We start from the raw sequence: 11,680 nt of genomic DNA on the forward strand, positions 1-11,680 counted from the left end.
CCCAGCTCGAAGCCACATAGGGTTGCCCGCATGGCTTCCGAAACGGCCGTGCTCTGGTTCCGCCGCGATCTCCGGCTCGACGACCACGCCGCGCTGCTCTCCGCGACCGAGCGGGCGGACAAGGTGCTCGGGCTGTTCGTGCTCGATGAGCGGCTGCTGCGACCCTCCGGCGCGCCGCGGGTCGCCTTCCTCTACGGCTGTCTTCGCGAACTGGCCGATCAGCTCGACGGCAGGCTGCTCGTCGTGCATGGCGATCCCGTCACCGAAGTGTCCAAGGCCGCCCGGGCGGTCGGCGCCGCCAGCGTGCACGTCACCGCCGACTGCGCGCCCTACGGCACCACCCGTGACCGCGCCGTCGCCAAGGAGCTGGCGCAGCACGGCATCGAATGGGTGGAGACCGGTTCGCCCTACGCGGTCACGCCGGGACAGGTCACCAAACCGGATGGCGAGCCGTACCGGGTCTTCACCGCCTTCTACCGCGCCTGGCTCCGCCGTGGCTGGCATTCGCCTGCCCGCAAGTCCACTGTGGAATGGATCGCGCCGGAACACGCGCCGAAAATTCCGAAGGACCCGGACATCGGCGAGATGAAACTCCCGGAACCGGGCGAGAAAGCCGCGAAACGCGTGTGGAAACGCTTTCTCAAGGACGGCCTCGGCGGCTACGACGCCGAGCGCGACCGCCCCGACCACGACGGCACGACCCGGCTTTCTCCTTATCTGCATTGGGGTTGCGTGCATCCGCGCACGCTGCTGGCCGACCTTGCCGGGCATCGCGGCGCGGGCGTGGAGTCACTGCGCAGCGAGATCGCGTGGCGCGAGTTCCACGCCGACGTGCTCTGGCACCGCCCGGACGCCGCGCGCCGCAACTACGACAAGCGCTTCGACCGTATCGCCTATGACGAGGACCGCAGCACGTTCGATTCCTGGTGCGAGGGCCGCACCGGCTACCCGATCGTCGACGCCGGAATGCGCCAGCTGCTCGCCGAGGGCTGGATGCACAACCGCGTCCGCATGATCGTGGCGAGCTTCCTGGTCAAGGACCTGCACCTGCCGTGGTGGTGGGGCGCACGGCATTTCATGCGCCATCTCGTCGACGGCGACCTCGCCTCCAACCAGCTCAACTGGCAGTGGGTCGCGGGATCGGGCACCGACGCGGCACCGTACTTCCGCATCTTCAACCCCACCACGCAAGGCGAGAAGTTCGATCCGCAGGGCGATTACGTGCGTAAGTACGTGCCGGAACTGCGCGGCATACCAGGAAAAGCCGTGCACCAGCCGTGGAAGCACCAGCCCGAGGGCTACCCGGAGCCCGTGGTCGACCACGCCCACGAACGCCAGGTCGCGCTCGACCGGTTCAACCGCGTAAAGCGCTCTTGAGCGACAGCCTGCTCCCGGTGTGCAGGATCCCGTTGCGGTAGATCTTCGCGCCGATCCACGTGAGCGCCGCGCCGGCGAGCAGGGTCAGCGCCACCGACAACGCGATCTCCCATCCCGGTGCGGTGCCCGTCGAGATCCGGCCCGGCATCAGGATCGGCGAGAACAACGGAACCAGCGAGAGCACCCGCGTGGCCGATCCGTCCGGGCTCTGGATCATCACGTTGAACCCGACGATGAACCCGAGCGTGATCACCATCGTCACCGGGCTGATCACCGCTGCGGCGTCCTCCTGCCGCGACACCAGCGACCCGGCGGCGGCGTACACCGTGGCATAGAGGAAGAAGCCCAGCACGTACCAGACAACGCCCCACAGCACGGCTCCCGTGGCGACCCCGGACAGCGTGAGCACACCGGCGGCCGACGCCATCGCGACGCCCGCGACCGCGAGTATCACGATCTGCACGAGTCCGACCAGGCCGAGCCCGAGCACCTTGCCCGCCATCAGCTGCCACGGCCGCACCGTCGACAGCAGCAGCTCGATGACGCGGCTGGCCTTCTCCTCGACCACGCCCTGCGCCACGAACGCACCGTAGGTCTGAATGCTGAAGAACAGCAGGAACACCGTGACCAGTCCGACGGCAAGCCGCTGGCCGTGTCCCGGATCCGGCGGTTCGAGCTGACCGACGGCGACCTGCACACTGTCCACTTCGCGCATGACCTGCGCGGGATCCTGGTCGGCCTCCAGCAGTTTCGCGTTGAGCACCTGCTGCTGCGAAATACCGTTCAGCACGGGGCGCAGCTTGTCGTCCAGATCGGACTTGACCAGGACGTGCAGATCGGTGGCGTTGCCGGACAGCAGCGCGTCCAGGTCGCCGTCGGCCACCTGCTTCCTACCCTGTTCGGGGTCGGTGACCGCGGTCGTCTCGACCGTTTCGCCGACCTGGCCCGCGGCGGTCTTGAGCTGCTGGGCGATACCGAGGGTCTGCCCGCTGAGCCCGATCTTCGACGTGCTCGCACCGGCGATCAGGGTGCTCTGCAGCAGCAGGTAGCCACCGAGCACGAGCAGGATCACGACAGTGCCGGTCACGAAGGAGCGGGTGCGCAGGCGCATGTTGAGCTCACGCCGCGCGACGAGCCAGACCGTGCTCATCGGAGTCATTTCCGGCCCCCGCTCACCACGTTGCGGAACAGTTCGGTCAGTGTCGGCCGACGGCGCCGGAACTCGCGGACCGGCCCGGTCTCGAGCGCCGCCCGCAGCACCTCCTGGTCGTCGACGCCCGGATCCAGCTCCAGCACGGTCCGTTCCGCATCCTCGTCGAGCACGGTCACGCCGGGCAACTGCTTCGCCCATCCCGCTTCGGCTCGCGGCGCCGATACGATCAGTTGTGAACTCGCGTCGGCGGTCAGCTCGGTGACCGTGCCGCACGCGACCAACCGTCCACTTCGGATGATGCCGATCCGGTCGCAGAGCCGTTCCACGAGATCGAGCTGATGGCTGGAGAACACGACCGGAACCCCGGTCGCGGCCTTTTCCCGGAGCACCTCGCTCATCACGTCCACCGCGAGCGGATCCAGCCCGGAGAACGGTTCGTCGAGTACGAGCACCGCGGGATCGTGCACCAGCGCCGCAGCGAGCTGCACGCGCTGCTGGTTGCCGAGGCTCAGTTTCTGCACCTCGTCGAGCCTGCGCTGCCGCAGGCCGAGCCGGTCGATCCAGCCGTCGGCGCGCTGCCGCGCGTCGGAGCCGGAAAGCCCGTGCAGCTCGGCCAGATACGCGAGCTGGTCGAACACCTTCATCTTCGGGTACAGGCCGCGTTCCTCGGGCATGTACCCGATCCTGGACCTGGTCCGCGGAGTGATGGGTGCGCCACCGAAACGCACCTCGCCGGAGTCGGCGGCGAGCACGCCGAGCGCGATCCGCATCGCCGTCGTCTTGCCCGCACCGTTGCTGCCGACGAAGCCGAACAGCTCGCCCGCCTTGACGTCGAAGGAAATCTTGTCGAGCGCGACCACTTGACCGTAGCTTTTGGACACCTGGTCAAGCGCCAGGTCCGCCCCTTCCGGACTCATGACTCCCCCTCACGACGCCAGATGTTGGCCAGGGTAGCCCACCGGTTGGGCAAGTGCGACGCCGTTGTCACATTGCCGTCTACTACGGCCGCAACGCCGAGTCGAGATGTCGTTCCAGTTCGTCCAGCAGTGCCGTCGCGTCCATATCTGCGGTCGCCGGCCGCAACGACAGCACAAAGGACTGGACCACCAGCAGGATCGTGCGGGCCTGCGCCGCGACGTCACCACGGCGGATCGAACCGTCCTGCTGGCCGTCCCGCACGAGCGCCGTGATCACCTGTTCGCCGATCTTCTGCGTGCCGCCGAATCGCTGGACCACGTAGGGCATCAGCAGTTCCGTGTCGACGTCGATCACCGTGCGCATCAGCTCGTCATCGCTGAGCAATCGCACCGCGGCGATCGCGCCCCGGATCAGCCGTTCCCGCGCCGTCGGCGCTTCGGCGCCCTCCGCGCTCGCCTTGTGCAGCAGCGCGCCGAACTCCCGTGTCATCAACGCCGAAAGCACGCTGCGCACATCGGGGAACCGCCGGTACAAGGTCATTCTGCTCACCTTGGCGGTTCTCGCGATTTCGGCCAGCGTCGCCCGGCGCAGGCCTACCGCGAGCACGCACCGGCGCGCGGCGTCGAGCAGGGCGTCGTCGGAGACGCGTGCCGTGGTCTGGCGGGCGCGGGTGTCGGCGAGGTTGGATGCGCGTGCAGATGAACGTGCATCAGCACTGGAGTCGGATTGTGCGGCGTGATACGGTCTGAACGTCGTGTGACTGTCCTCATCCATATGTCACCGTGCCCTCTTCGGTTTCAGGCGGGCGATATTAGACGATCACGATGTCGAGCCCATGTGAGGGCGCCGCTTCGCCCTCCAACGTGAGTGCTTTCCGTTGTGACACCTGATTGGTTCGTACGACGGCGCCGTCCACGAGCAGCGGCATCCGCGCCGGTCCGGTGCCCACGTAGGCGAAAACCTCGGGTAGCGCGGTGCCGTCGGACAGCGTCACATCGGCGTGCAGCCGCGCGAGGTGGTAGCGCTTGCCGCGGCCCTCGCACACGTCGAGCACGGCGAGTTGTCCCCTTGTGGCAAGCCAGATCGCATGTGTCTCGACGGCGCCGGGCAGCGCGGCGAGCGTGGCGGGCCGCTGCCCGTCGCGCTCGCGCAGCCCCGCCGCCCACACGGCCGCGATGTCGCGGCAGTGTGCGAGCAGAACGGTCACGTCACCGGTGAGCCCGAGGTTTTCCCGTAACCACGTGATTTTGCCGGGGCAGGCGTTGGAACCATAAGCCAGTACTGGAATCCGGTTTTCGAAATCGAGGGTTTCGACCGGAAACCCGCATCCGTCGCGGTGCACGAACGAACAGTCCGGCCGCGCCCCGGGATAGGGATCGGCCGGAAACTCCTCGTCGCGGAATATCAGCGGAACTCCACCACGCTGCGCAACACGTCGCCCCTGTGCATCCGGGCGAAGGCCGCTTCGACCCCGTCCACGCCGATGCGCTCGGTGACGAACTTGTCCAGCGGCAACCGGCCCTGCAGGTACAGATCCACCAGCATCGGGAAGTCGCGCGAGGGCAGGCAGTCGCCGTACCACGACGACTTCAGCGAACCGCCGCGCGAGAAGAAGTCGACCAGCGGCATGTCGTCGAGGCGCATGTCCGGCGTCGGCACGCCCACGAGTACGACCGTGCCGGCGAGATCTCGCGCGTAGAACGCCTGCTTCCACGTCTCCGGACGGCCCACGGCGTCGATCACGACGTCGGCGCCGAACGATCCGGTGAGGTCCTGGACGGCCGTGACCACGTCGCCCTGGCTCTTGCCCCGCGAGTTGACCGTGTGCGTGGCGCCGAACTCCTTGGCCCACTCCAGTTTCCGGTCGTCGGTGTCGACCGCGACGATCGTGCGCGCACCGGCGAGGCGGGCGCCGGCGATGGCCGCGTCGCCGACGCCACCGCAGCCGATGACCGCGACGGTGTCACCGCGTGTGACGCCGCCCGTGTTGATCGCGGCGCCGATCCCGGCCATCACGCCACAGCCGAGCAGTCCGGCCACGGCGGGCTCCGCTTCCGGGCTGACCTTGGTGCATTGCCCGGAATGCACGAGCGTTTTCTCCAGGAATGCGCCGATGCCCAGCGCCGGGCTGAGCGCGGTGCCGTCGCTCAGCGTCATCGGCTGAGCCGCGTTGAAGGTGGAGAAGCAGTACCACGGGCGGCCGCGTTTGCAGGCGCGGCAAGTGCCGCACACGGCGCGCCAGTTGAGGATCACGAAGTCGCCGGGCTCGAGATCGGTGACGCCCTCGCCGACCGCCTCGACGTGGCCCGCGGCCTCGTGCCCGAGCAGAAACGGGAACTCGTCGTTGATGCCGCCTTCGCGATAGTGCAGGTCGGTGTGGCAAACGCCGCAGGCCTTGACCGACACCACGGCCTCGCCGGGCCCCGGGTCCGGCACGAGCACCGTCTCCAGCGACACGGGCTCACCCTTCGCGCGGGACACCACACCCTGCACCTCGTAGGCCATGCTGCGACCACCTTCCCTGCCGGTCCTGTGCGCAGCTTGCCAGAAGTCATGCGGTTATGGCGACCGAGACATATGTCCCGTTCAGCCCGGCGTAATGACGTAGGCGATTCCGCCGGTGCCGCTCGCGACCGTGCCGTCGTCGGCGTACCGCTTGGTGCGCAGCCAGACGTTGGTGAACTGGGCGCGCTTGTAGACCGTGCGCACACCGGCGTCGCTGTTCGCGGCCGGGTCGTTGACGATGACGTCGCCGTCCTTGGTGAACCCGATGACCACCATGATGTGCCCGGCAGTGCCGTAGCCGGCGCCGACGAGTTCGTCCGCGCGGAAGGACTGCGAGGTGATCACCGGGATCCCGCGGGCGATGTAGTCCTCCACGTCGGACAGGGCGTGCAGCCGCGTGATGTGGCCACGCAGGCCGAAGCGGGCGGCGTAGGCGGTGTTGAACGGCCAGTTCCCGGTGCCCTCGTAGGCGTAGTCGTAGGTGTTGCGGGCCGCGTAGTCCACGGTCCGGTCCGGGTAGTCCGCGGGAATCCAGGACATGTCGCGGTCGCTCGGACGGCGGCCCCAGTACTCGACGACCATTTCGGTCGAGGTCGGGCTGCACCAGTTCTCGCCGCCGCCACCGTATTCCGGAAAGTGTCCTTTGTGGATATTCTGCGCGTAGGCGGGCACCGGCAGCTCGATGCCGGAAGCCCTGCCGGGAGCGGAAACCGGCGCTGCGAACCGGTCGGGAATGTTGGAGGTCATCGCGCCGATCGCGGTCACCTCCGGCATGGCGTCGATGCCCTGTGCCCGGTACAGGCTCAACCGCAGCCGGTAGGAACGCAGCGTGACGCCCGGCTTCATCACGAGCGTGTCCACACTGACCGAGGCGTTCGCGTCGTCCTGCCCGTCCACACTGGTGCGCCGGAAATCGGTGTCGTCGCTCGCCCAGCGGCCCATCACGTACCACGCGGTCTCGGCGCCGGTGCTGGTCTCGCCCTGGGCCTCGACCTGCAGCCAGGTCCCGGCCGGGGTGCGCGCGTTCCAGGACGCGATCAGCTCGGTGGCGTCGAAGCCCTGGCGGAACACCGGCGAGGTCCACTGCGAGTACTCGTAGGTCCGGCCGTCGTCGCTGGCCCGGCCCATCGGGCGCGCGACCGGATCGGACCACTCGTGGTAACTGACGGGCCCGTCGGCGCGGCTTGTCCGCGCCTCGGCTGGCAGAGCACTCACCGTGGCCATCATCGCCACGGCGAGCAGTGTGAGCAAGCGGATCACCCCGGAGATTTTCCTCATCTCCGGCAATGGTGTAAACCACTTACCTGCTAAAGGACGGCCTGGCTCTGGGTGACCTTGGCGACGAGCTTGCCCGCGTCGTCGTGGATTTCGGTTTCCACGACGATGACGCGGCGCCCGGGATGCAGCGGGCGCGACGTCGCCGTGGCGTGGCCTTCGCGGATGGCGCGCAGGAAGTTCGTCTTCGACTCGATCGTCGTGGTGCCCTTCGCGCCGTCGGGCAGGTTCAAGAACGCGCACACGGCCGCGTTGGCGTCGGCCAGCGACATCAGGACGCCGCCGTGCAGCACGCCGCCCAGCGTGCACAACGAGTCCTCCCACGCCAGACGCGACCGCACCAGGTCCTTGCCGTGCGCGAGCACCTCGACGCCCAGTCGCTCGGTGAACGGCATGGTCTGGTGGAACAGCGCGGTGCCCTCTTCGTCGAGATCGCTCATGGGCTTCACCGTAGCGGGTTGACCACCAGCAATTCGGTGTTGTGATCACCCGCCGCGCCGACCCGGGCGAGATCGACGTGGATGTCGTTGTAGGAGAACTCGCGGTACATCGACGCGAGCGCGGCGGGCGAGGTGTCGCCGTAGTCGGCCGCGTACGGCGAATCGGCCTCGATCAACGTGGTGAACAGCGACAATGTGCCGTCGGCGTTGTCGGCGACCTCGATGATCCGCGCGTGCTGCGGGAAGTCGACGTGCGAGGCGGTGTTGATCTCCCAGAATCCCTGCGCCGGGGTCTTGCCGGGATGCGCGGTGATCTTGTTCAGGTGCGTGTGCCCGTTGACCCAGGCCAGCACGTTCGGGAAACGCTGGAGCAGCGCGACGAACGCCTCGCCGGTCAGCCGAGGCTCCAGCGGATGCCGGGAGTCCGGCAGGGTGTTGCCCATCGTGTCCGACGTGTGGTGGCTGAACAGGATGAACAGTTCGTCGGTCACGTCGTGGGTGACCTTGTTGCCCCAGAAGTCGTAATACGTGGAACTGCCGCGGGTGAGGGTTTTCTCGACCCACGAGTACTGGCTCAGCCCGATCGACCCGTCCGCGAGCCCGGCCAGCGTCGTGGTGTCGAGGCTGATGCCGGTGATGCCCGGCGCGATCCGGAACGTGTAGTAGACGTCGACGCCGTCTGCGTTGCCGCCGGTGAACCCGTGGCCTTCCGGGCCGGGACCGGTGTTCGCGGCGTCGAGGTGGGCCTGCACGAACTCGGCCGTGGTGAAGGGTTTCCGGCGCGGGTCGGGGGTGACCTCGCGGATCGTCCCGCTGCCGCCGAACAACTCGGCGACGGGCACGCTGCCGCCGGAGGAGACCGCGGCGGCGAGCTTGCGGGTGGTGCTCTCGTCCTTGCCGATCACCTTGTACGCGCCGGTGTACCAGTACTCGATGCCCGGAATTCCTTCCGGCAGCGAGCCGACCACGCTGTCGTCGTGGTTGCCGAACGTGCAGTACCACGGAATGTCCAGGCCGGGCGAGGTGAAGCCGGCACCGGCCGCGGCGAGCAGACCGGGGATCGTCGGGAAACCCTTGGCGGTGTAGTCGTCACCGCGCAACGGCCCGGCCGGATTCCAGTACGTCGGTGAGCCGGAGGCCTGCACACCCTCGTACCGGTACGGGTCGCCGGAGTTGGGCACGATCGTGCCGCCGTTGAGCAGGCCGAGGAACCAGTCGAGTTCGAGTTGCTCGTGATTGTCGGTGTTGTCGCCGGTGGTCATCACGAAGTCGAGCGCGCGCCCGGTGAACGGACCACCGCGCAGGCCGTTCACGCGGCGGATCAGCGCGGCCGTCGCGACCGTGCCCAGTGTCTCCTGTGGACGATGCGCGGAGGAGATGAGCGGGTGCAGGTACTCGAAGCGCGCGGGGCTCTCGGTGTCGGTGATGTGCAGGTCGGTGAACTGCACGAACGAGCCGAGCCCGGTGCGCCGGTCGTCACGGCCGGACCGGCCGGCGACGAGATCCTCGCGCACGACCAGCGGCCAGCCCGGCCCGGCGGTGAGCCGGGTGTAGCCGCTGGTCGTCACCGGGGTCGCGACGGTTTCCAGCGTGGTGCCCGCGGTCGAGACCGCGCGTTTGGCGCTGGCCGCGGGCGCGCCGATGAGCAGGCCAAGCCCGGCGAGCCCGGTCGCCGTCACGAATCCGCGCCTGGAAATCACACGCCACCTCCCGGTCAGGGCTCACATACTGTCCGGTAACCCTAACCGGGAGGTAACAACGGGGCGACCTGAACGCGAATACTTTTCGCGAACTAGAAGTGGGTGACGTCCAGCGATCCGTCCGAGTTCATCGCCCGCAGCCGCTTCTTGTCGAACTTGCCGACCGAGGTCTTGGGCACCTCCTCGATGAACGTCCAGTGCTCGGGCAGCTGCCACTTCGCGACCTTGTCGGCGAGGAACTCGCGCAGCTCGACCGCGGTGACCTGCTGGCCCTCCCGCACCACGACGGCGACCAGCGGGCGCTCGTCCCACTTCTCGTCGGGCACGCCGATGACCGCGGCCTCGGCGACGGCGGGGTGCCCCATCACGGCGTTCTCCAGGTCCACCGACGAGATCCACTCGCCGCCGGACTTGATCACGTCCTTGGAACGGTCGGTCAGCGTCAGGAACCCGTCCGGGCTGATCTTGCCGACGTCACCGGTGCGCAGCCAGCCGTCGTGGAACTTCTCCGGATCCACCTGGGAACCGCCGTAGTACGACGCGGCGATCCACGGGCCCTGCACCTCCAGTTCGCCCACGGCCTCGTTGTCCCACGGCATCTCCTCGCCGCTGTCGCCGATGAGGCGCGCGGAGACGTTGGCCGGGAAGCGGCCCTGCGTGTAGCGGTAGCGCCAGGCCTCCTCGCCGGTGGCGGCCTTGGGCGGGCGGGCGACGCTGCCGAGCGGCGAGGTCTCGGTCATGCCCCATGCGTGCAGGATCGGCACGCCGTAGCGCTCCTCGAACGCGTGCATCAGCGACGGCGGCGCGGCCGAACCGCCCACCACGACCTCGCGCAGATGCGAGATGTCCTGCGGGTTGGCGTCCAGGTACTGCAGCAGGCCCTGCCAGATGGTGGGCACCGCGGCGGCGAACGTCGGCTTCTCGGTGGCCAGGACCTGCGCGATCGGCTCCGGCTGCAGGAACCGGTCCGGCATCACCAGCGACGCGCCGATCATCAGCGCCGCGTAGGGCAGGCCCCAGGACATCGCGTGGAACATCGGCACGATCGCCAGCGCCTTGTCGGACTCGGCCAGGCGCATGCTGTCGGTCATGCACACCTGCATCGAGTGCAGCCAGATCGAGCGGTGCGAGTACGCGACACCCTTCGGGTCACCCGTCGTGCCCGACGTGTAACACATCGCAGCCGCCGACCGCTCGTCCACGTCCGGCCAGTCGAACGTGTCGGCCTGGCGCGAGAGCAACTCGTCGTAGGAATGCACCTCGACGCCGTCCGGGGCCTGCAACGTCGCCGGGTCACCGTTGGCGACGATGACGTGACGCACGGTCTTCATTTCCGGGAGCTGTTTGGCCAGCAGCGGCACGAGCGTCCCGTCGACCAGGATGACCTGGTCCTCGGCGTGGTTGGCGACGAAGACGAGCTGCTCGGGGAACAGCCGGATGTTGAGCGTGTGCAGCACCGCGCCCATCGCCGGGATGGCGGCGTAGGCGGCCATGTGCTCGGCGTTGTTCCACATGAAGGTACCGACGCGCTGATCTCCGGTGATGCCGAGCCCGCGCAGCGCATTGGCCAGCTTCGCGGCATGTTTGCCCAGGTCGGCGAAGGTCTCGCGGCGTGAGCCCGAGCCTGTCCAGGTGACGATTTCGCTCTCCGCGTGCACCGTGCTGCCGTGGCGCAGCAGGGTGCCGATCGAGAGGTGTCCGTCTTGCATCGTGCTGAGCATGGGGGGCACTCCCGCGAGGTTGGTTCGACGATGAACTGCACTTGAGTGTGACTCTAAGTCGTAGATACCGCTGGTCGCCAGAACGAGCCGTGCACCTCCCCGACCGGGCGAGTGCGCGCGTGTCGATTTCGCGGCATCGGCCCAGGTGGCGTTTACTGGGGCCGTGGACCAGACGGTCTGGCCAGCGCTTGCTTGTGCAAGCACTTTGCTGGGTGCCCGGCCGTCGCCGCGAGAGCGGATATCCGAGAACAAGGAAAGGACACTACGTTGGCTCTGCCCACGTTGACTCCGGAGCAGCGTGCCGAGGCACTGGCCAAGGCCGCCGAAGCTCGCAAGGCGCGCTCCGAGCTGCTCGCGTCGATCAAGTCCGGCAAGCAGAGCATCGACAAGGTGCTGCTGAAGGCCAAGGAAGACAAGACCATCGGCAAGACGAAGGTGACGCAGCTGCTCAAGGCCGTCCCCGGGCTCGGTGCCGTGAAGGTCGCCGCCCTGCTCGAGCAGGCCGGCATCGACCCCGACCGGCGGGCGGCCGGTCTCGGTGAGCGCCAGCGTGAGGCGCTGATCTCCGCCCTGAAGTAAGACCTGGCGCCC

General features: G+C 68.2%; 11 protein-coding genes. 2 read left to right on the top strand and 9 right to left on the bottom strand.

What is annotated here, in order from left to right:
- Positions 1-30: 30 nt before the first annotated feature.
- Positions 31-1,377, top strand: a complete 1,347-nt coding sequence (locus tag HFP15_RS20315; protein ID WP_168517950.1) for a cryptochrome/photolyase family protein — start codon at positions 31-33, stop codon at positions 1,375-1,377.
- On the opposite strand, the gene HFP15_RS20320 is transcribed toward HFP15_RS20315, so the two are convergent.
- The 9 genes from HFP15_RS20320 to HFP15_RS20360 form a co-directional block, all read right to left on the bottom strand.
- On the bottom strand, positions 1,355-2,527 hold the full coding sequence (locus tag HFP15_RS20320) for an ABC transporter permease (protein WP_376768877.1): 1,173 nt from the start codon (positions 2,525-2,527) through the stop codon (positions 1,355-1,357). The two genes, HFP15_RS20315 and HFP15_RS20320, sit on opposite strands and share 23 nt — an antisense overlap.
- A 5-nt stretch (positions 2,528-2,532) precedes the next feature.
- Positions 2,533-3,447: an ABC transporter ATP-binding protein gene (locus HFP15_RS20325; protein WP_168517954.1), complete on the bottom strand. Its 915-nt coding sequence runs from the start codon at positions 3,445-3,447 to the stop codon at positions 2,533-2,535.
- Between the two features lie 82 nt (positions 3,448-3,529).
- Positions 3,530-4,222, bottom strand: a complete 693-nt coding sequence (locus tag HFP15_RS20330) for a TetR/AcrR family transcriptional regulator (protein WP_168517956.1) — start codon at positions 4,220-4,222, stop codon at positions 3,530-3,532.
- 37 nt (positions 4,223-4,259) lie between these two features.
- A complete protein-coding gene (locus HFP15_RS20335; RefSeq protein ID WP_312871662.1) occupies positions 4,260-4,790 on the bottom strand; it encodes a gamma-glutamylcyclotransferase in 531 nt (176 codons plus the stop codon).
- 62 nt (positions 4,791-4,852) lie between these two features.
- On the bottom strand, positions 4,853-5,953 hold the full coding sequence (locus tag HFP15_RS20340; protein WP_168517958.1) for an S-(hydroxymethyl)mycothiol dehydrogenase: 1,101 nt from the start codon (positions 5,951-5,953) through the stop codon (positions 4,853-4,855).
- An 81-nt stretch (positions 5,954-6,034) separates the two neighbouring features.
- On the bottom strand, positions 6,035-7,231 hold the full coding sequence (locus tag HFP15_RS20345; RefSeq protein WP_168517960.1) for a C39 family peptidase: 1,197 nt from the start codon (positions 7,229-7,231) through the stop codon (positions 6,035-6,037).
- Between the two features lie 29 nt (positions 7,232-7,260).
- Positions 7,261-7,668, bottom strand: a complete 408-nt coding sequence (locus HFP15_RS20350; RefSeq protein ID WP_168517962.1) for a PaaI family thioesterase — start codon at positions 7,666-7,668, stop codon at positions 7,261-7,263.
- Positions 7,669-7,673: 5 nt separating this feature from the next.
- Positions 7,674-9,368 (bottom strand): TIGR03767 family metallophosphoesterase, encoded by a 1,695-nt coding sequence (locus HFP15_RS20355; RefSeq protein ID WP_168517964.1) that lies wholly within the window; start codon positions 9,366-9,368, stop codon positions 7,674-7,676.
- A 92-nt stretch (positions 9,369-9,460) separates the two neighbouring features.
- Positions 9,461-11,089, bottom strand: a complete 1,629-nt coding sequence (locus HFP15_RS20360) for a long-chain fatty acid--CoA ligase (RefSeq protein ID WP_168517966.1) — start codon at positions 11,087-11,089, stop codon at positions 9,461-9,463.
- A gap of 267 nt (positions 11,090-11,356) precedes the next feature.
- Here HFP15_RS20360 and mihF point away from each other — a divergent pair, with 267 nt between their 5' ends.
- Entirely contained in the window at positions 11,357-11,668 is a 312-nt protein-coding gene (mihF, locus tag HFP15_RS20365; RefSeq protein ID WP_168517968.1) for an integration host factor, actinobacterial type, read from the top strand.
- Positions 11,669-11,680 lie beyond the last annotated feature (12 nt).

It is taken from the genome of Amycolatopsis acididurans, from assembly GCF_012328925.1.
Taxonomy (GTDB): Bacteria; Actinomycetota; Actinomycetes; order Mycobacteriales; family Pseudonocardiaceae; genus Amycolatopsis_E; species Amycolatopsis_E acididurans.

Bases quoted from the DNA above. Each gene is read 5' to 3' on its own strand.
- HFP15_RS20340 (WP_168517958.1), bottom strand. From the start codon at position 5,953: ATGGCCTACGAGGTGCAGGGTGTGGTGTCCCGCGCGAAGGGTGAGCCC.
- HFP15_RS20325 (WP_168517954.1), bottom strand. From the start codon at position 3,447: ATGAGTCCGGAAGGGGCGGACCTGGCGCTTGACCAGGTGTCCAAAAGC.
- HFP15_RS20315 (WP_168517950.1), top strand. From the start codon at position 31: ATGGCTTCCGAAACGGCCGTGCTCTGGTTCCGCCGCGATCTCCGGCTC.
- HFP15_RS20345 (WP_168517960.1), bottom strand. From the start codon at position 7,231: ATGAGGAAAATCTCCGGGGTGATCCGCTTGCTCACACTGCTCGCCGTG.
- HFP15_RS20320 (WP_376768877.1), bottom strand. From the start codon at position 2,527: ATGAGCACGGTCTGGCTCGTCGCGCGGCGTGAGCTCAACATGCGCCTG.
- HFP15_RS20360 (WP_168517966.1), bottom strand. From the start codon at position 11,089: ATGCTCAGCACGATGCAAGACGGACACCTCTCGATCGGCACCCTGCTG.
- HFP15_RS20330 (WP_168517956.1), bottom strand. From the start codon at position 4,222: ATGGATGAGGACAGTCACACGACGTTCAGACCGTATCACGCCGCACAA.
- HFP15_RS20350 (WP_168517962.1), bottom strand. From the start codon at position 7,668: ATGAGCGATCTCGACGAAGAGGGCACCGCGCTGTTCCACCAGACCATG.